Genomic DNA, 19787 nt, shown 5'->3' with positions numbered 1-19787 from the left:
GCTTGATAAATGCAGACCGGCCTAAATACCGCTTAACAATGAATCAATTTCACTCTGTGTTTTGCGTAATTCCATCTCAGTAAGCTCAACAGCTTCGTTCAAATTCTGGATGGTTTGCTCGATAACCTCTACCGGATCAGAGACTGCTTCAGAGGCTTGGTTCGATGACTTCTTGTCGCCAGCGCAGGAGACTAAAATTCCGATAATCGCAAAAAGTAATAGAATCTTCTTCATAAGTTTAAGTTTAACAGTTGATTAAATGGTTTATAAAGAAACAAAATTTAAAGATGTAAAGTTCTTAAAATTCAGCACTTATTAATTGATGACGCGAAAAAGACAAATTCATCATATAAAATCATCGTCCAATATTTTAGCAAAACGCCCAGGTCTATTTACAGATGAACACCAAAAAAATACAAAAAAACTAAAATGAACCGTCGTTTGCGCAGCCAAAGGGTGGTCGAGTTAGACCAATTACAAAACTCATAAACTTGGTTTGCAAGCACATCACGAATCGATAGTCTTGTTAAGGGTTGTTGCGCTATCAGAACGTTGCCGATGGTTTCAGGCGATCAAGAGAATAGAGACAGCACCTTTCGCATCACAAACTATTTTTTCTTAACTTCACCCTGTTAATTTCGGAATCAACTTTCGGATTAACACCCAAACACATCAAACTGTAACAAAACTGTCAGACAATCCTTCCAAATGAGTGAAAACCTGCTTGAAGCCCTGATGCAACTCTTCGCGTTACTCACCGATGTAAAAAAGGAGAGTAAAACAGGCCGTGCGCGCTCGCTGGTGGAGGATTTTCTGTCTAAACACTTCAACAAAGAGTATGTTGAGCAGTACCTGATGCGGTTTGAAGTTTACCTGAACCGCTATCACTCTCAGGTTGACAGCGAAGACAAGGCATTACGCGTTAAACAATCAAACGATAACCAGTCGCGCATCCTGAATATTGCCTCACGCATAAACGAAGAACTGGAACAGGAACCCAAGATATTGCTATTTATGCAATTACTGGATTTCCTGACCAAAGATGAGGAGATTGGAGATGAGGAGATTCGATTTGTTGATCTGCTTGCCGACAAATTCAAAATTGAAGCCTCTGACTATGTAAACCTTAAGGCCTTCATCTTTAAAACTCCGCTGGATGTACCCGACAAAAATGCGTTGCTCCTGATAAGCGGAGAGAATACAAAACCACATCAAGGTATAAAACTGCTTCACAACCCCAAACAGCAAGTAATTGTTTGGGTGCTGCACGTGATAAGCACTAACACATATATTTTCAGATATTCGGGAGAGCGAAACCTCTACCTAAACGGGCATAAAGTGGAGCGAAACCGCCCCTATGCGCTGGCTGTTGGCTCGGTAATAAAAACATCACTCATGCCACCGGTTTACTACAGCCGCGTGTCCGAAATGTTTATACATCAAAAAGAGACTGGTCGCATCATTTACCGCGCCATCGATGTAAGCTACAAATTTAACAACAACCAGATTGGCATTCATCCATTTAGTTTTGTAGGCAGGTCAGGACAGTTGGTTGGGGTGATGGGAGGAAGCGGTACCGGAAAATCCACTCTGCTCAATGTGCTTAATGGCAACTATAAGCTAAGCAGCGGCCGCATACTTATCAATGGCTATGATTTGCACCAGGAAAAAGATTCACTCCAGGGTATTATAGGCTATGTGCCTCAGGAGGATTTGCTAAAAGAAGAGCTTACGGTATTCGAGAATCTGTGGTTCAATGCACGTCTCTGCTTCAACAACCTCAGCAAAGAGGAGATAAAAAAATTAGTTGAAAATGCCCTGCAAGACTTCGACCTGGTTGAGGCTCGCGACCTGGTAGTAGGCACTCCGCTAAATAAAATACTGAGTGGTGGTCAGCGCAAGCGACTCAACATCGCTCTGGAGCTTATTCGCGAACCATCTATCCTTTTTGTTGACGAACCCACTTCGGGACTCTCATCAATGGACTCGGAAAAAGTTATGCTTCTGCTTAAAAGGCAGGTGTTAAAAGGCAAACTGGTCATCATCAATATTCATCAGCCATCATCTGACCTCTATAAATTGCTGGATAAGCTGATGATGATTGACAAAGGCGGACGCATCATTTATAGCGGCAACCCCATGGATGCCATCGCCTATTTCAAGAAAGAGGCCAACTATGTGAACCCCGAAGAGCGTGAGTGTTACGTGTGTGGCAATGTGAAGACAGAGCAGCCTTTGCGTATTGTAGAGGCCAGGATGGTAAACCCCTACGGAAAACTCATCAGGCAGCGGAAGGTAAAGCCCGAAGAGTGGTACTCTCTTTATATCGAAAACTTTGAGGATAAATACGAGTGGAAAAACAAAAAGCATGTAGCTAAAAAAGAGCCGCTACCTAAGAACTGGTTCAGCATTCCGGACAGACGCAAACAGTTCCGTATTTTTGCCATGCGCGATGCCCTCTCGAAGCTAAAAGATCGTCAATATATAAGTATCAACATACTGGAGGCGCCATTACTTGCTGTGATACTTGGCTTTTTCACAAAGTTTATGGCCGGTACGGCCGACAATCCGGATTTGTACATCTTCTCGGAAAACGTGAACCTTCCGGCATATCTCTTTATGTCAGTAGTTGTGGCGCTTTTCATTGGCCTAAACGTAAGTGCGGAAGAGATCATCAAAGATAGAAAATTGCTAAAGCGGGAGTCGTTTTTAAACCTGAGCCGGTTTAGTTTTCTCAACAGTAAAATATTTGTGTTATTCTCCATATCGGCATTTCAAACCTTAACGCTTGTGCTGATAGGCAATTACATTCTCGAAATACAAGGCATGACGTTTGGGTTTTGGATAATACTCTTTTCCACAGCCTGCTTTGCAAATATGCTGGGTTTGAACATTAGCAGCGGTTTAAATTCAGTGGTAGCCATCTATGTCATCATTCCGCTGGTGCTTGTGCCCCATTTGTTGTTTAGTGGTGTCATCGTAAACTTTGATAAGCTGCACAGTTCCATTGCATCGAAGGAGTATGTACCACGCATTGGCGACGCTATGGTTACACGATGGTCATACGAAGCTTTGGCCGTGCATCAGTTTAAGAATAACAAGTTTCAGAAACAGTTCTTTGACGAGGAGATGTTGATGAGCCAAAGTTCCTATTTTGGAACCACCCTTATTCCGGAGCTCAACAGACTAAACGATGCCTGTTTATGGGCAACGCAAAGAGGTGAAAAAAACACCTTCGAAAAACATTTCCGTCCTTTGGCCACCGGCATCCGTCAGCTCCATTTTGAATTGCCTGGTCTTATCCCCGATGAACTGGCTCGCATCAGGAGTGTTGACTATGCTTCGGATTTGCACCAAAAAATAACCGGAGCGCTCGAAAATGCCAGAGTAAGGTTCAACAGGGAATATCAGCATTACAATGCGCTGAAGGATCAGAAAATGGAAGCGCTTATAGAACGAATGGGTTCGACCGATAAGGTGGTGCGTTTCAAACAAAAATACTACAACGAGGCTCTTGCGGAGTGGGTTCTTGATAAAAAAGAGGTGAGACAGTTTGAGTTTACCGGCGAAAAGTACATTCAGAAAAAACATCCCGGTTACAAAGATCCAACAGGCAAATGGGGTCGGGCACACTTTTATGCCCCAGCCAAACAGTTTGGGCCTCTATTGATACCAACACCGCTATTCAATGTGCTGACAATATGGGTTGGCATTCTTTTTCTTTACATCACGCTTTATCTGGACGTATTACGACGCATCATTCGTTATTTTGAAACCTTCAGGCTAAGACAGCTCAACAAACGACTGCAAAAATTGGGAACATAAACCACAAAAAAAGATCCGATGATTAATTCTCTAAAGAATAGTCATCGGATCTCTGTTATTTGGCTATGGCTGCAATTGCCAACCGATGCATTGATTTAGGTTGTTGCTACCACAAATTTTGCTGATTAATAAGAAGAGAGTGCATTACGCAACTTCTCAAAACGGGCTTCATAATCAAGCATTGATTTTTTTATCACCTCACGGGCCTCCTCCACGCCATACACATGCGTAATTTCCGACTCACTTTTCATTCCGGGCATATCTTTATAGGTCAAAAAGTAATGTTTGAGACGCTCGAGTACAAGGTTTGGTAAATCAGAGACATCGGTAAAACCACCATACACCACGTCGCCTTTAAGCACGGAGATGATTTTATCGTCGGCCGCATCGCCATCTATCATCCTGAAACCACCTATTGGAATTACCTCAGCAATAATGTCGCCATGCATCACATCCTTTTCGGTAAGCACGCACACATCAAGCGGATCGCCATCTCCCTTAATGTCCTTCTTCCCCGATTTTTCTGCGCTGTAGTTGCCTACCAAATCGCCACAGTAGGTTTGAGGAATAAAACCGTAAAGCGACGGTACCACGTTGGAATATTTCTGAGGACGGTCAATACGCAAATAGCCACTTACTTTATCTATTTCATATTTGATTGTATCGGTAGGAACCACTTCAATAAAACACATCACTGCGTTTGGAGCGTCATTGCCGATATCAATTCCATGCCATGGGTGTGATTTATATCGCAATCCCATCAATCTCCCGATGGGATCCATTAGACTGTTTGCTGACATATCTTTACAGTTATTTTTGGTTTTTCTTTTTGCCATTTGGGTTCAAATAAGCATTGTTATGCAAAATAAAACATTTTTTTGGGCGAATTGCTCGTTTCGCCTTAAGTAATCAATAACGAAACATGATTTTACGATTAATTAACAGGCTTGAAAGGAGTTGGTTCATCCGGCCCATCCCGAACGGTCGAGACTGCGGTACTGAACCGCTTCGGCCACATGGTAAGCCAGTATAGACTCCGAAGCCTCCAAATCAGCTATGGTTCGGGATACTTTTAAAATGCGATCATAAGCCCGTGCGGACAAATCCAGCTTCTCCATTGCATTTTTAAGAATTTGACTGCCAGAATCATCAAGCAAAGCATATTTTCTAAGCATTTTTACTACTCATTTGAGCATTGCAATGCACCCCTTTATGAGATTTATACCTGAGATTCTGCACCTCGCGTGCCTTCATTACCCTTTCACGCACTGTTTCGCTTTTTTCCGATGTAGGTGTCTCGGCCAGCTTATTAAAAGGTACCGGAACCACTTCAATGTGCAAATCGATACGATCGAGTAGTGGTCCTGAGATTCGACTCAGGTACTTCTGAACCACACCGGGACTACAGACACAACGCTTTTCAGGGTGGTTGTAGTAACCACACGGACACGGATTCATACTTGCCACCAGCATGAAACTGGCCGGATAGTCGAGTGCGAATTTGGCACGTGAGATTGATATCATCCTGTCTTCGAGAGGCTGACGCAAAACTTCCAAAACAGTGCGCTTAAACTCCGGCAGTTCATCCAGAAACAAAACGCCATTATGCGCCAATGAAATTTCACCCGGTTGTGGGAATGTACCGCCACCCACCAGGGCTACATCACTGATTGTATGGTGGGGACTGCGAAAAGGACGTTGCGTGATAAGGGCAGTATTGCCAAATAGCTTTCCGGCCACAGAATGTATTTTTGTTGTTTCGAGCGCCTCATTAAGCTCGAGTGGAGGCAATACAGAGGCCAACCGCTTAGCCAACATTGATTTCCCTGAACCTGGCGGGCCTATCATTATTATGTTGTGACCTCCTGCTGCGGCTACTTCAAGCGCTCGCTTAACACTCTCCTGCCCTTTCACATCAGAGAAATCGATGTCGCTGATGGCCATGCCCTCAATAAACTCAGCACGTGTATCAACTGTTGTCGGCAATAGATTTTGCTTGCCATTAAGAAAATCAATGACTTCCTCCATGTTTTCGGCACCGTAAACCTCCAGTCCTTCAACAACAGCGGCCTCACGCGCATTCACCTTAGGAATTATCAATCCTTTAAAACCCTCCTTTTGCGCTCGCACAGCTATTGGGAGCGCACCCTTCACCGACTTTAAACTGCCGTCGAGTGAGAGTTCTCCCATCATCATAAAGTCGCCGATAATGTCATTCGAGATTTGTTCAGAAGCTGCCAAAACACCAATGGCAAGGGGCAAATCATAAGCAGAGCCTTCTTTTCGCACATCGGCAGGTGCCATGTTAATCACAATGCGTTGCCCCGGCCATTCATATTTAAATACACGAAAAGCAGATTCAATGCGCTGCTGACTCTCTTTAACGGCATTGTCAGGCAGTCCGACCATAAAAAAACGAATGCCCCGCGACACATCAACTTCAATGGTGATAGGGATTGCATCGATACCGGTGACAGCGGCGCCAAAAACTTTTACTAACATAGGGTTGGGTGGATAAGGATAATGAAAATGTATTGTTATTTTGATGTTAAAATACACATTGTGGTTAAAAAATCAAAACCATATTTGATGTCTGTGTTAATTGAAAAAACTTTCTGCGACACGTTTGAACTTCATAATCTTCATTGGATTTTTTCATCTATGCAGTCATTATTTATGTTTCATGAATTCTCAGGACAGATAACTGTGTGAAGCAATTTCTGGAAAGACCAACTTGTTTTTGTATTTTTGTAAAAAGAAAAATAAACCTGAATAGATGAAATTCACATTTATAAAACTTCCCAATCATCGTCGTTTTAACCCTCAAACCATCTATTACGATGAAGCCAAAGAGGAACGAAAAGAGCGCGAGCGAAGAATACGCGAAGAACTGGGACTGTCGCCAACGGATGAAGAGGATGCCGGAAATTTTGAGGATCGAATCAGAGGGCGGATGCGCCGACGTATTAAAAGCTCTTTTGAAATAGCACACAGCGAACGACGTAAGTCTAATATCAGACTCATCATCATATTAATTGCACTCATGGCGCTGTTTTACTATCTGCTTCAGGCAGGTTACGAATGGTATAGCCGTTTTATGTAATTAATCGATTAATTAAACAACACACGTAAGAGATACCGCTAATGTCGGATATAATTCAACTGCTTCCCGATTCGGTTGCCAACCAAATTGCAGCCGGAGAAGTGATTCAACGGCCTGCATCGGTTATAAAGGAGCTAGTAGAGAATGCTGTGGATGCAGGTGCTGATGAGATACAGGTAATTGTGAAGGATGCAGGACGCACACTCATTCAGGTAATCGACAATGGGTGCGGCATGAGCGAAACCGATGCCCGCATGTCTTTTGAGCGTCATGCCACATCAAAAATTCGTGCGGCCAATGACCTGTTTGCAATCCGCACCATGGGTTTCAGGGGCGAAGCGTTGGCTTCTATTGCTGCCATAGCGCAGGTAGAACTCAAAACCAAACATAAAGATTCTGAACTGGGCACACGCATCGAGATATCGGGATCCAGAATTGAAAGCCAGGAGCCGGTAAGCTGTGGTACAGGCAGTAACTTCATCATCAAAAATCTCTTTTACAACGTGCCGGCCCGCAGGCGCTTTTTAAAAACCAATGCCACAGAGCTTCGCCATATCATCACAGAATTTCAAAGAGTGGCACTTGCCAATCCTCAGGTAGCATTTCACCTTACCCACAATGATCAGCAGCTGCTGAACCTTGCTGCCGGCAATTTGCGTCAACGCGTTATAGGCATGATGGGCAAGCAGATGAATTCACAGATAATACCTGTCAATACCGACGCCACCATATTGAATGTAACCGGCTTTATTGGGAAACCCGAAAGTGCCCGCAAAACAGCCGGCGATCAATATTTTTTTGTAAACAACCGCTATATGCGCCATCCATACCTTCACAAAGCGGTGATGGATGCTTACGCCAACCTGATTCCCGCAGATGCTTTTCCGGCCTATTTTCTCTATTTCGATATCAACCCTGAATTTATTGATGTAAACATTCATCCAACAAAAACAGAGATAAAATTTGAGGACGAAAAACTGGTATGGAAGGTACTAAACGCTTCGGTTCGGGAAAGTCTTGGTAAATTTAACATTGTGCCATCCATCGATTTCGATACTGAAGGGCAAATACACATTCCGGCACGCATCAGTGCCAACGTAAGCCAGCCCCGGATAACTGTAAACCCCGATTACAATCCTTTTGAAAACAACAGTTACCATAGGGATGTTCAGCCTGTGCCGTCCAACTGGGAGTCGCTATATCGCGATTTTGAAACGGGACCAGGCAGCGAAGAAGAGGAGTATGACGACGAACCGGCCACCATATTATTGCCATCGAGGGGAAACGAACCCTTACAGCGGGAGACAAAACTTGCCGGAATAGATGACACACCGTCGTCTGCATCCACATTTTTTCAGTATAAAAATCGTTACATACTGACCCCGGTAAAGTCGGGCCTCATGGTAATAGACCAGCGAAGAGCACACGAACGAATCTTGTTTGAACACTTCATCAACAACATAAAAACCAGTAAATCGGCATCGCAACAGGTGCTTTTTGCCGAAACCATTATGTTGGATGCAGCAGACTCGGCGCTGCTAAATGATATTCGCGAAGAACTAAGTATTTTTGGATTTGAGATTGAGCCTGATGGCAATTGCGCATTTAAAATCACCGGTGTGCCGTCTGAATTTCAAAATGTAAACAACAAACAGATGCTTGAGAACATTCTGCAAGCATACAAAACTGGCGAGGTAGATCCCGGCAAGGAAATAAAAAGCCAGTTGGCCGCCATCATGGCACACAATGCCTGTATGAAAAACGCGGAGTTGCTCACAAATGAGGAAATGAACACTCTTGTTGGAAAACTGTTCAGATGTGAAATGCCTCATTTCTCGCCATCCGGAAAAACCATTATTTCCATTCTCGAGAATGATGAGTTTGAAAAACGTTTTCGTTAGTCGGTAAAGAAAGCTTTCAACTCAGGATGGATGCATGAAATGATTTGATGCAAAATACTGAACTGATTTACAGGACAACAACCAGAAAGTACATAAGTAGATAGAGCAGCAAGCCAATCTGAATTTAAACATTGCTATATTTACAAAGTAGGAACAGATTTAATTAAAGTCTCATAAACATAGCGTTATGAATTACGGTGCATCACCATTTGGGGGTATTCCGCCGGTTGTAAAAAACCTGCTAATAATAAATGCCATTTTCTTTTTTGCGAGCATTGTGGCCGTGAATTCCTTTGGCATCCGTATCGAAGATTATCTGGGTCTTCACGTTCCCATGGCCGAGAAGTTTAAGGCGTACCAGTTGATAACCTACATGTTTCTGCACGACTACAGAGGCATCATGCACATATTCTTCAACATGTTTGCTCTTTTCATGTTTGGGCGTATGCTTGAAGTAGTGTGGGGACCAAAGCGTTTTCTTGTATTTTACTTTGTCACAGGTATTGGTGCAGCTTTGGTGCATTTGCTTACGCAGTATATTGAGATTTTGCCGGTTCTCAAAGCCATCACCCATTACATGAACAATGCATCACACGAGAATCTCTCGCTCTTTCTGGATGATCATTTGCAGATTCGGAGTCTGGATATGAAACGAAAATTTGATGCTTTTGCGGCAAGCTACAACTCCCTTGTAAACAGCGACCCACAAGCGGCCATCGGACTCTCCAGAGAATATTTATACAGTTATCGCATCGATTTTTTAAATAACCACATCACCGTTGGCGCATCGGGAGCAGTATTTGGCATTCTTTTGGCATTTGGTATGCTGTTTCCCGAAACCAGACTGATGTTGCTCTTTCCGCCAATTCCAATCAAGGCCAAATACTTTGTTATAATTTATGGTGTGGCAGAGCTTTTCCTGGGGGTAGCCAACTTCTCGTTCGACAATGTGGCGCATTTTGCCCACCTTGGCGGCATGTTATTCGGTTTTATACTGATTAAATACTGGCAGAAAAAAGGCATTCACTATTAAGAAGATATATGTCAATTATAAGCGAAATAAAAGACTCATTCCGCTACGGATCGGTATTAACCAGGCTAATTTATGTCAACATTGGCGTATTTCTGATTTTCAGATTTATCCAACTGTTTTTGGTGCTTGGTGGCAACTCTCCCGATTTGGTTCGTTCCTGGCTCCGAATTTTCTCCGTACCATCTGAACCGTTACAATTGCTTTTGCAACCGTGGACGCCCGTATCCTACATGTTTCTGCATTTCGACTTTCTGCACCTCATCTTTAACATACTCTACCTCTATTGGTTTGGACGGCTTTTTATGCAGCTGTTGGGCTCGCACCTTATGCTACGCACCTATCTGATTGGCGGGTTGGCCGGCGCACTGCTTTATCTGCTTGCATTCAATTATGTACCGGGCTTCTACAGGGCATTCCCTTCCACAGTTCTTTTAGGTGCATCGGCATCGGTAATGGCCATACTTTTCGCCGTGGCACGGTTTAGTCCAGACCACACTGTTTATCTGTTTTTGTTTGGCCCTGTGCGGCTTAAGTACATTGCACTGGTGGCCTTCCTTATCGACATAATCAGCATACCAACCCTGCAAAACACAGGGGGACATCTGGCCCATTTGGGAGGTGCACTCACAGGACTATATCTGGGCTGGCTATGGACCAAAAAAGGGTTGCCCAAACAGCCATCCAAAAAGCAAAAAGCAAACGGTTTCAAGTGGCCATTCACAAAAAAAAGCAACCTCACGGTCACACATCGGCGACCACTTTCCGATATGGAATATAATACCATGAAATTGCAGCGACAAAAGGAGGTTGACAGAATTTTAGAGAAAATAAAAATCAGCGGCTACGACAGTCTTACAAGCTCAGAGAAAAAAACCTTGTTTGAAGCCAGTAAAGAAGGCTTATAGTAAATCCCATTTTTTCCTTATTTTTGGGAATCATTCAATGTAACATCGTGAAAAAACTCTTTTTCTCTATATGGCTAATCATTGTGTTGATCCCGGCATTTTTGCTGCTGGGTTCGGTAGCAACAGCCCACATTAGTCCCGCCAAACTACATATATTCGCATTTACAGGTTTCGTTTTTCCGGTATTTTGGTTGATGAATGTGTTTATGCTGATATGGCTGCTTATACGCCGCAGCTACCTCCTCTTTATTCCGTTGCTGGCTTTGGCCATATCGTGGCAACACTGGACCAACACTTTTCAATTAAGAGGGAAACACATTGCCGAAACAGAAAAACTTGAACGTCCGGTCACTGTTATGTCTTACAACACCAGGATGTTTGATTTTTACAAACACTCCGGCTTACCAAACACCCCAAAAGAGATATTTGAATTTATCTTACGTCAGAATCCCGACATTATCTGTATCCAGGAGTATTTCACAAGCCTTAGACGCGACGAATTTACACCGTCAGCCATGGCAGCTCGTTTCAGACATTATGGGTATCGACAAATTGAATATTTGCGAACACATAGCGGAAACACCGGTTATGGACTAGCCATATTTAGCAAATATCCTATTGTTGACGGGGGCGCCATAAGATTTGAGAACTCGCTGAATCTGGCCATCTATTCTGACATCAACGTAAACGGCAAGATAGTGCGCGTTTTCAACAACCATTTGGAATCCATAGGTTTTCAAGAAAACGAACTGAGCGTTTTGGACAGTCTGGATTTCAGGATGAGCGACAGCCAGAAACAGGGACTTCGCAACATCTCCCGAAAACTAAACAGAGCCTTCACCAGTCGTTCGGCACAAGCAGAAGCCCTGGCGCGACACATTGGTAATTCACCTTATCCGGTAATAGTATGTGGCGATTTTAACGACACTCCGGTCTCATACGTCTATCGAACCATGCGAGGCCCTTTAAAAGATGCATTCAGAGAATCCGGCTCTGGCTTTGGTGGCACTTACAATGGCCGTTTGCCCTCTTTCCGCATCGATTATCTGTTTCACTCCCCCGAATTTGACGCGTACAATTTCAGGGTTTTCCCCGTTAAATATTCGGACCATTTTCCAATAATGGCCACCATCGATTTGAAAAAATAGTTTAAATGCAGCAATACCTCCAACTTATAGAAAGGGTTTTGGATGAGGGCGTCCATAAGGAAGATCGCACCGGAACAGGTACTATCAGCGTGTTTGGTCACCAAATGCGCTTCAACCTTGCCGAAGGGTTCCCGCTTGTCACAACCAAAAAACTTCACCTCAAATCCATTATCCACGAACTGCTTTGGTTCTTAAAAGGCAGTACCAATGTGAAATACCTTCAGGATAACGGCGTTCGTATTTGGAACGAATGGGCTAAAGAAGATGGCGAACTCGGCCCAATATATGGCTACCAATGGCGCTCATGGCCGGGCTATGACGGAACACACATTGATCAGGTTCAACAGGTAATACAATCCATCAAAAACAACCCCGATTCGCGCCGTCACATTGTGAGTGCCTGGAATGTGGGACAAATTGATGAGATGCAACTGCCTCCATGCCACATTCTTTTTCAGTTTTATGTGGCCAACGGCACGCTCAGCTGCCAACTTTACCAGCGAAGTGCAGATATTTTTCTGGGCGTACCATTTAATATTGCATCCTACGCCTTGCTTACCTTGATGATGGCTCAGGTTACCGGCCTTAAACCCGGTGATTTTGTGCACACCCTTGGCGATGCCCATATCTACACAAACCATATTGAACAGGCGAAACTTCAACTCACACGTGAGCCAAGGCCTTTGCCAAAAATGACCATCAACCCCGGAGTTAAGGAGATAGATCAATTTTGCTTCGACGACTTTGAGCTCTCAGACTACAATCCACACCCTCACATAAAAGGAGACATTTCGGTATAAGCATGGAGATAGCAATTATTGTAGCAGTAGACCAGAACAATGCAATCGGACGGGGAGGCGATCAACTGGCATATATCAGTGGTGATTTAAAACGCTTTAAACAGCTCACCACCGGCCATGCCATTGTGATGGGTCGTAAAACTTTTGAGGCTTTGCCCAAAGGCGCTTTGCCAAACCGCAGAAACATTGTTGTCAGCAGAAACAAAACGTTGCAACTTCCCGGGTGCGAGGTGGTACAATCAGCGGAAGAGGCCATCGCGTTGTGCAATGCAAATGAGAAGATTTTCGTGATTGGCGGTGGTGAAATTTACAATCTCTTTTTACCGATGGCTGATACCATATACTTCACCCACATTCATTACGCATTCGAAGGCTCGGACACATGGTTTCCGGAAATTGACTCAACAGTGTGGAAAGATATTCAAGTAGATAACAAGATGCAGGATGAAAAAAGTGGCATGCTGTATCACTACCAAACGGTAAAAAGAGTAAACGCTCAAAAATAAAGCCGGATGGGCTGGTTTTACGCAGCGTTCCGGCTTAAATAGGGCTCAAGAAGGAGACTCCCACTACTTTCTCAGGTCATTTCAAGTTAGGTAATTCATCTCGCGTGAGTACTGCACCATTTTTCAGCGTGTTTCGCCACCATGCTGCATCTGCATATTGATGGTTCTCAGAGGTGAATGCAGAACCCGACACATTCACAGACCGGGTGTAATCATACCAGGTCATAAAAAACGACCAATGAGCTCCAGCATTCCACTGCGCGCTCATATCGGCCACATTACCACATTCGCTCAGGGATATTATTTTGTCGGGATACACATTGCGTATTGACTCAAAATGCATTGCGTTCCATGATGCCTGCTGTTGATTGTAAATATCGCGACCAATCATATCCACATAGTCATCACCCGGATACCAATTGTCGTCTTTTGTCTCCACAGTCCAAACCCAAATAAGGTTATTGATGCCTTCCGATTGAAAATAGTCAAACATAATTTTCCAGAGCGTTTTGCATGATTCAGCTCCTTTAGCACCCCACCAAAACCAGCGTCCGGCAGCTTCATGAAGGGGGCGCCACAACACCGGGATATTTGCATCGCGCAACTTTTTAAGGGTTATAGCTGCTTTAGCCAAATCGGCCATGATAATCTCATTTTCCCAGGTACCAGACTGCACGGCACGTGAGATATCGAAAACTGTTTTGTCGGTATAAAACTCACGCAATTCGCTGCTTTCAGAAACCGGCACATTCCAGTGCCACATGAGATGCACAATCCCATTCTTGTTCCACCAATCCTGAATTACACCAATATCTTCATAATTTATCCAGTTAGCCGGCGAATGGTGCAAATGAATTAAATCAAAACCATTGATGGCAGGATATTTACCTGTATGCTGAAACACCCACTTCGCTTCGTTGATATTCCACGACACATTTGCCATGGTGCCAGATAATGTATTTACACCGTAAATCTCTCTCATATACTCATAAAGTCTGATAGCCTCCGGCGAGGCGTCAGGCGTTACGAGGGTTGATTTAACATCGTAACTGATAGGCTCGCTGGTCCAAAATTCAAACACCACATCCGCTTCAAGAGCCACCTGGAAGGTGTTAATTACGGCTCCTGCAGGAATTCTGACAACATAGTGCTGACCCGCTTCCAAAGTGAGATGTATCGTGAGATTAGTGAACGAAACCGATGCCGAAACCGGCTGGTTGTTAACCGTTATGCCATGAGATGAAGACAACGTGATTACCTCATCAAAAACAACTTCGATTGGCGTCGAAAGCGTTACATTCTTAGCTTTATCAACAGGTGTACTGGATTTAAACAGCGGTGGAACCTTGGGCGATTCTTCTGTGGATGAACAGGCACAAAAAAACACGTACAACAGAATAAGACAACAGAATCCCCTTTTCATGAGTTTAAAATTTGAATTTTTAACTACTGGTAATAAAATCAACTAGCAACTAACTCCAAACAAACGTGATGATCACTAAAAAATATAAAACATCTTCATTAGTGATACGTTTTGTCATGCTGGTTAGTGCAAGCCATCATTAGTTAAAAATACACATCGCAAAATAACTCTACTAGTAGAAATGTTTCAAATACGTGTAGCTTTTAATCAACAAACCCAAATTATATAACTGATTACTATCGTCTTTTATAAAGAGTTACAAAGAAAGCCGAACTCACAAAGAAGGTAAGGATGATGAAGCTGACAAAGAGGCTGTACACCTCGGCAATAAATCCCAGCAAAACAGGACCCGTAAGGAAGCCCACGTTGGATGTTGCCGCAATAAATGAAACCCCGTCGGCAGTTCGGATGCCCTTTATATTTGATGCAAGCCTGTAAATCTCGGGTACAATAACCGAAAACCCCAAACCAACCACACCAAAACCCACAATGGAAACAATAGGATGCCTGAATAATACCAATATAAAACCTGCTACACTAATTGCAATGGCAAATTGTAAAAGCTTCCAGGAGCCTAGCTTTCGGCTGAAACCATCGCCCGAAAACCGTCCAATGGTCATCCCAAGCGAAAAAAAAGCATATCCAAATCCGAGGAAGTAACTCTTGAGCGATACTTCATTCTGGAGATAGAGTGCGCTCCAATCGGCAATGGCACCCTCAGAAGCCAAAATAACCATTCCTACTGCGGCTATTGCTAATAGTGGTTTTATGGGAAAACGCTTGCTGGCGCCTTTTTCCAATGGTTCTGATTTGATATGAATATACGCTTTGCGTAACCAGAACTGCAATCCAACCAGTATCGTTACCACAACAGATACATGCACGAGCGGCATTTTATACTTTCCTGCGAAATAGCCGCCAATAGATGCCCCTATAATACCGCCAATACTCCAGAATCCGTGACTTCCGGTCATAATATACTGACCTGCCTGCTTTTCGATGTTGGCAATAAGGGAGTTGAGCGATATGGCAAAGATGCAACTCATCATCCCAAATACGAAGAGGGCAGCACATAAAAGGGTGTAAGTATCAACCAGAAAAATGCCGTACAGAGATACTGCGTAAGCTACAAATCCCCAAAATGCCTGACGACCCACACCCAACACATCAATGAGTTTGTTACTCACCGGAATCATAACAAAAGAGCCCAATGAAGTAAAAAAGAGCGCACCACCTACATGACCTTCGCTAATGTTTAGCTTTTCAGCGATATATGGTATATAGATTATCCAGGTACTAAAAACCAGACTGAAGCATGAATATAGAAATGCCGGCGCAAAGAACCTGCGGTTCTGAAAGAATATTTTTATCGAGAGCATGGTTGTAAAAATGTGGCGCAAAGCTATAACATTTCCTTGTAATAATATCTGTAAACCTATCTTTTACAACAATTAAAGATTGTTTTAGAAATTAAAACAACCAGGATAAGGCACATCAACAAATAAAAAAGGGGATGATTCAACGACCATCCCCCTCTTCATTACTTACATGAATATATTACGGAATAGGCTCAAACCTTACGTTATCAATTCCGATGTTAACTTTCACAGATACGCCGCTGCTCCAAATCATACCAAACTCGCTGCCGCCAAGAGCCGCGTCAGGTATTGGTGCTCCGGTACTTTCATGTTTAAACCCTGACAATGGTAAGGTAACGGTAATCCAGCCGTTGGTATTAGAAAAGCCCATTGAATTATTCAGGTTAAAATCATAAAAGTGTGTGTCACCACCGCCTCCCAGGCGCACTTTTAGGTTGCCATCGGTTGGGAAAGCCTCAAAGGTGTTGAGGTCGAAACGCACGGCCCAGGTGGCAACGTTAACTCCGGCAGCAGAGTAGTTGTTGTTGCCATTACGGAAGAACAGACCATCCCACCAGCCTGTACCACTCATGCCATTTATGCGCCAGTATGGAGTGCCATCAGCAGATGTTGCAGGATTGGTCTCGATTCCGCTGCCCATGGCATTGCCCCACCATGAATCTTTTCCGGTTCCGTTAAAATCAAAGAACACCAAATTTACATTATAAATAGGATCTACGCTTCCGAAGAAAATGGTTGGCAAAACGCCTTCCTCACCTTCGTAGGTTATAAGTCTGATGGTTCCATTTCCTACAGGTACCGATGTTGGCACGTAAACCTCAACCTGAGTGTCAGTTTTTAAGCCGTAAGCGGTTGCATATACATTGCCAGGGAATACAAGCTCTTTGATTAACAACAAGTTTGTTCCCTGAATGGTGAGTATTTTGCCCGGCTCGGCGCGAGCCTGAAGGAAACCGGTCACATCAGGCAGGTTCGATAGTATTGTTACCTCACTGCCTGAAACTACCTGCACGCCATTCTTGGCTACCAAAGTAAAGGTTCCGGTTTTGGCTCCCACTGGAACAGTAACTACCAGCTGGGTTTCTGTTGCAGAAACAATACTCCCCTTCATTTCGCCAGTAAAAATTACCTCATCAACCAAATCCAGGTTTTGACCTGTGATAGTCAGATTGTTCTTTGGCTTTAATTCCAAAGGCGTAAAAGAAGTAATCACAGGCGACACAAAGGTCACATTCCCTGCCACAACCTCTTTTCCGGCTCGGGTGTGCAGTCTTACAACGCCTGTAACAGCATTGTCAGGAGCGGTTACAACCAACTGAGTTGCAGATGATGAAGTGATTTCACCTTCAGCGCCTCCCCCAAAAATAACAGATGAAACCAAATCCACATCCTTGCCGCTTACTGTTATGGATTGTCCGTTTTTGATGGTGGTAGGTGCTACAACCACTTCGGTAGGCACAACCATATTCAACACCGCGGTGGTAATGGTACCCTGGAAAGAAGCCGCAATAACAGCCACTTTGCCATCTTTATTGTCATCGGGAACCTTTACAACAATTTCGGTTGCTGATTGGGATACAAAATTGGCTTTTGCTATGGGCTTCTCATCTCCCAAAGCATCCATAATGATATAGGTAGCAAGATCAAAATTCTCTCCGGTAATAGTCAAATTGGTTCCTGCTTTTACAGGGTTTGGAGAAACAGAAAGAATCATTGGCACGGTTACAATCAGCTCGTTTTCGGAGTAGATAATGATTGGATCTTCCTTGCCATCAGACACTGCGATAATACCTGTTTGTGCTTCGAATGGAACAAGCAGTTTAATCTCTTCGCGGCTCTGGCTTATGAAGTTCGTGCTATCCACAGAGACCCTGTCTGTAAATATTACCTCACCAACAAGGTTCAGATAATCTCCCGTAATGGTAAGCACATTGCCCGGTTTGATTACGCCCGGTAAAAATGTCTCAATAGAGATAGGCTCAGAATATCCGATGCGTGTTTTTGTGGTGATGTCACCTTTTGGTGTTTTCAGAACAACCAGCCCTTCAACAGCATTTTGAGGCACAGTTAATGCCAACAGAGTGGCAGATCTTTTGGTAAACTGAGATGCTTCTATCACAATATTATCCGGCAGAACAATGGCTGTAACTCTATCCAGATTGTTACCAATAAAGCGAAGTTCGCCACCTCTGGCAATGGGCATTGGCCCAAAGCTTAACAGTTCAACCTCATCGCTCTTCTTGTCGTCGTCCTTTTCACATGATGTGAATAACATCCCGGCACCAATTGTAAACACAAAAAGTGCATAAAATACAATACGGGAGTATTTATTTATTATTGTTTGCATATCATTTCAATTATCAGGTTGGTAACTATTTAGGAACAACTCGGATGTTGTCAATTGCAAAAAGTAAACTCTCTCTGGCAGCTCCATCACCTTCGAGGGCAGGCCCCCATACAAAGATGGTAAAACCACCGAATGCATCCGGATAAGACAATTCCAAATCGTTCTTCTCGGCATTGTGACTATACCTGAATTCTGACATGGGAATAGTTACTGTAATCCATCCATCAGTCATAAACGGTTTGCCGGCCTGCTCCCACGGGCGCCATAGAGCACGACCTAGTGTTGCATCAGAGTAGTATCCATTGTTGTTGGCTGTGGCATACGGCGTGAAAATCAACTGCATATAACCCACCGACCATGGATTTATCACATTCACCTCAAATTTCAGCACCATATCTTCCAACTTGTTACCGCCCAATGGGAATAAAGGAATGGGAGGCCTGTCAGAGGAAGCACCCCAAAGGTTCATTGCCAGGTTATCCTCTACCCAGTCCCAGTTACCTATGGTACCATCTAAAACCAGGAAATTGCCTGAGATGGGATCCGGATTGTTGTTACGGCGGTTTCCGGGACGCCAACCTGCTCCCAGCAGATAATCAAAATCGAGGAAAATATTGCGGTCGTCGCGGAACATGAAAGACGAGCGTGAGGCCCCATAAATAGTTCTCATGGTTACTGGGCCAACACCAGCGCCTTCTGGCACACGTACATGCACTTCATCAACACTAACGCTTAACACTTCCCCTGGAATATTGCCCGGGAAAAAGACCTGTAACGGCACATTCTCATCGTCGATAAAGAAATTTCCCTTTAGAACAGCCACTTCGCCATCGGCTACATATTCACAAACCATAGAGGATAGTAATGGCGCTGGTACATCTACCTTAAAATCATAGCTGTAAACAAAACCACTACGGGTTACCAGGCGAATTTCATTTGTTACCACATCCGGAATTTTATTAGGAATGGTTACAATGATAGCACTTGAGGTGATGAAATTCACATTCAGTTTGGCCGATTGGTCGTTGAACCATACCTGCACCACATCCTGAAGATTGTTGCCGATTATGGCAATGTTGTTGCCAAGAAACGCCCGCACAACCAAAGAGTCGGACTTTTCGGGATTGGTTATCCGAATATAATGTATTTCCGGATCGCCCACATTCTTATCATCATCATCGCAGGACTGAAAGAGGGTGCCTGCGAAAATGGCTACCAGCAGAAGCAGCACAACAGACAGCGGTGTGCTTTTTTCCATATATTTTTTCATCTGTTTAATTTTTAATTTTTATACATCTGAAATATGCGTTTATAAAAACCTAATGTTCCCGGTAACGGATATTTCGTGTTCCTTATTTCATTGCTTCAGCACTTTCAATATAAGACAGCTAAACTTCCAAAAAGAACCATGGTATCT

Annotated in this window: 16 protein-coding genes; 8 read left to right on the top strand and 8 right to left on the bottom strand. The window is 43.7% G+C overall.

Features of this window, described 5'->3' with window-relative positions:
- Window positions 1-21 precede the first annotated feature (21 nt).
- Window positions 22-234 carry a hypothetical protein gene (locus tag ALKIM_RS0109590; protein WP_026474446.1) on the bottom strand — a complete coding sequence of 71 codons (213 nt, stop codon included), beginning with the start codon at window positions 232-234 and terminating at the stop codon, window positions 22-24.
- Window positions 235-708: 474 nt separating this feature from the next.
- On the opposite strand from ALKIM_RS0109590, the gene ALKIM_RS0109585 reads away from it, so the two are divergent.
- Complete coding sequence (locus tag ALKIM_RS0109585) at window positions 709-3825, top strand: ATP-binding cassette domain-containing protein (RefSeq protein WP_026474445.1); 3117 nt, start codon at window positions 709-711, stop codon at window positions 3823-3825.
- A gap of 125 nt (window positions 3826-3950) precedes the next feature.
- On the opposite strand, the gene ALKIM_RS0109580 is transcribed toward ALKIM_RS0109585, so the two are convergent.
- The 3 genes from ALKIM_RS0109580 to ALKIM_RS18185 all read right to left on the bottom strand — a co-directional run bounded on the left by ALKIM_RS0109580 (window position 3951) and on the right by ALKIM_RS18185 (window position 6327).
- Window positions 3951-4625 carry an inorganic pyrophosphatase gene (locus ALKIM_RS0109580; protein WP_026474444.1) on the bottom strand — a complete coding sequence of 225 codons (675 nt, stop codon included), beginning with the start codon at window positions 4623-4625 and terminating at the stop codon, window positions 3951-3953.
- A 162-nt stretch (window positions 4626-4787) separates the two neighbouring features.
- Window positions 4788-5000 (bottom strand): magnesium chelatase subunit ChlI family protein, encoded by a 213-nt coding sequence (locus ALKIM_RS20250; protein ID WP_235714403.1) that lies wholly within the window; start codon window positions 4998-5000, stop codon window positions 4788-4790.
- Window positions 4993-6327, bottom strand: a complete 1335-nt coding sequence (locus ALKIM_RS18185) for a YifB family Mg chelatase-like AAA ATPase (RefSeq protein ID WP_235714402.1) — start codon at window positions 6325-6327, stop codon at window positions 4993-4995. Before ALKIM_RS18185 ends, ALKIM_RS20250 begins: the two co-directional genes overlap by 8 nt.
- A gap of 274 nt (window positions 6328-6601) precedes the next feature.
- Between ALKIM_RS18185 and ALKIM_RS0109565 the strand changes: the two genes are divergently transcribed.
- The 7 genes from ALKIM_RS0109565 to ALKIM_RS0109535 all read left to right on the top strand — a co-directional run bounded on the left by ALKIM_RS0109565 (window position 6602) and on the right by ALKIM_RS0109535 (window position 13221).
- Entirely contained in the window at window positions 6602-6928 is a 327-nt protein-coding gene (locus ALKIM_RS0109565; protein ID WP_026474442.1) for a hypothetical protein, read from the top strand.
- Window positions 6929-6969: 41 nt separating this feature from the next.
- Entirely contained in the window at window positions 6970-8829 is a 1860-nt protein-coding gene (gene mutL, locus ALKIM_RS0109560) for a DNA mismatch repair endonuclease MutL (RefSeq protein WP_026474441.1), read from the top strand.
- Window positions 8830-9016: 187 nt separating this feature from the next.
- On the top strand, window positions 9017-9862 hold the full coding sequence (locus ALKIM_RS0109555; protein ID WP_026474440.1) for a rhomboid family intramembrane serine protease: 846 nt from the start codon (window positions 9017-9019) through the stop codon (window positions 9860-9862).
- 8 nt (window positions 9863-9870) lie between these two features.
- Entirely contained in the window at window positions 9871-10767 is an 897-nt protein-coding gene (locus ALKIM_RS0109550) for a rhomboid family intramembrane serine protease (protein WP_026474439.1), read from the top strand.
- Window positions 10768-10814: 47 nt separating this feature from the next.
- On the top strand, window positions 10815-11915 hold the full coding sequence (locus tag ALKIM_RS0109545; RefSeq protein ID WP_026474438.1) for an endonuclease/exonuclease/phosphatase family protein: 1101 nt from the start codon (window positions 10815-10817) through the stop codon (window positions 11913-11915).
- Window positions 11916-11920: 5 nt separating this feature from the next.
- Window positions 11921-12715: a thymidylate synthase gene (locus ALKIM_RS0109540; protein WP_026474437.1), complete on the top strand. Its 795-nt coding sequence runs from the start codon at window positions 11921-11923 to the stop codon at window positions 12713-12715.
- A 2-nt stretch (window positions 12716-12717) separates the two neighbouring features.
- Window positions 12718-13221, top strand: coding sequence for a dihydrofolate reductase (locus tag ALKIM_RS0109535; RefSeq protein WP_026474436.1), 504 nt, complete (start codon window positions 12718-12720; stop codon window positions 13219-13221).
- A gap of 76 nt (window positions 13222-13297) precedes the next feature.
- Here the strand turns inward: ALKIM_RS0109535 and ALKIM_RS0109530 are convergent, their stop codons facing one another.
- The 4 genes from ALKIM_RS0109530 to ALKIM_RS0109515 all read right to left on the bottom strand — a co-directional run bounded on the left by ALKIM_RS0109530 (window position 13298) and on the right by ALKIM_RS0109515 (window position 19640).
- A complete protein-coding gene (locus tag ALKIM_RS0109530) occupies window positions 13298-14644 on the bottom strand; it encodes a glycosyl hydrolase (protein WP_026474435.1) in 1347 nt (448 codons plus the stop codon).
- A gap of 236 nt (window positions 14645-14880) precedes the next feature.
- The gene (locus tag ALKIM_RS0109525; protein WP_026474434.1) at window positions 14881-16023 is read right to left on the bottom strand and encodes an MFS transporter; all 1143 of its coding nucleotides are present in this window, start codon (window positions 16021-16023) and stop codon (window positions 14881-14883) included.
- A 178-nt stretch (window positions 16024-16201) separates the two neighbouring features.
- The gene (locus ALKIM_RS18180; protein ID WP_052345510.1) at window positions 16202-18370 is read right to left on the bottom strand and encodes a glycan-binding surface protein; all 2169 of its coding nucleotides are present in this window, start codon (window positions 18368-18370) and stop codon (window positions 16202-16204) included.
- A gap of 25 nt (window positions 18371-18395) precedes the next feature.
- A complete protein-coding gene (locus ALKIM_RS0109515; protein ID WP_044117864.1) occupies window positions 18396-19640 on the bottom strand; it encodes a glycan-binding surface protein in 1245 nt (414 codons plus the stop codon).
- Window positions 19641-19787: the final 147 nt, after the last annotated feature.

It is taken from the genome of Alkaliflexus imshenetskii DSM 15055, from assembly GCF_000517065.1.
GTDB classification, from domain to species: domain Bacteria; phylum Bacteroidota; class Bacteroidia; order Bacteroidales; family Marinilabiliaceae; genus Alkaliflexus; species Alkaliflexus imshenetskii.
The sequence above is the reverse complement of the archived record's forward strand: the minus strand, read 5'-3'. Positions and strand labels throughout refer to the sequence as shown.

Coding starts and splice junctions, on each gene's coding strand:
- ALKIM_RS0109535 (WP_026474436.1), top strand. CDS start 12,718: ATGGAGATAGCAATTATTGTAGCAGTAGACCAGAACAATGCAATCGGA.
- ALKIM_RS0109530 (WP_026474435.1), bottom strand. CDS start 14,644: ATGAAAAGGGGATTCTGTTGTCTTATTCTGTTGTACGTGTTTTTTTGT.
- ALKIM_RS0109585 (WP_026474445.1), top strand. CDS start 709: ATGAGTGAAAACCTGCTTGAAGCCCTGATGCAACTCTTCGCGTTACTC.
- ALKIM_RS20250 (WP_235714403.1), bottom strand. CDS start 5,000: ATGCTTAGAAAATATGCTTTGCTTGATGATTCTGGCAGTCAAATTCTT.
- mutL (WP_026474441.1), top strand. CDS start 6,970: ATGTCGGATATAATTCAACTGCTTCCCGATTCGGTTGCCAACCAAATT.
- ALKIM_RS0109565 (WP_026474442.1), top strand. CDS start 6,602: ATGAAATTCACATTTATAAAACTTCCCAATCATCGTCGTTTTAACCCT.
- ALKIM_RS0109515 (WP_044117864.1), bottom strand. CDS start 19,640: ATGAAAAAATATATGGAAAAAAGCACACCGCTGTCTGTTGTGCTGCTT.
- ALKIM_RS0109590 (WP_026474446.1), bottom strand. CDS start 234: ATGAAGAAGATTCTATTACTTTTTGCGATTATCGGAATTTTAGTCTCC.
- ALKIM_RS0109550 (WP_026474439.1), top strand. CDS start 9,871: ATGTCAATTATAAGCGAAATAAAAGACTCATTCCGCTACGGATCGGTA.
- ALKIM_RS18180 (WP_052345510.1), bottom strand. CDS start 18,370: ATGCAAACAATAATAAATAAATACTCCCGTATTGTATTTTATGCACTT.
- ALKIM_RS0109580 (WP_026474444.1), bottom strand. CDS start 4,625: ATGTCAGCAAACAGTCTAATGGATCCCATCGGGAGATTGATGGGATTG.
- ALKIM_RS0109525 (WP_026474434.1), bottom strand. CDS start 16,023: ATGCTCTCGATAAAAATATTCTTTCAGAACCGCAGGTTCTTTGCGCCG.
- ALKIM_RS0109540 (WP_026474437.1), top strand. CDS start 11,921: ATGCAGCAATACCTCCAACTTATAGAAAGGGTTTTGGATGAGGGCGTC.
- ALKIM_RS0109555 (WP_026474440.1), top strand. CDS start 9,017: ATGAATTACGGTGCATCACCATTTGGGGGTATTCCGCCGGTTGTAAAA.
- ALKIM_RS18185 (WP_235714402.1), bottom strand. CDS start 6,327: ATGTTAGTAAAAGTTTTTGGCGCCGCTGTCACCGGTATCGATGCAATC.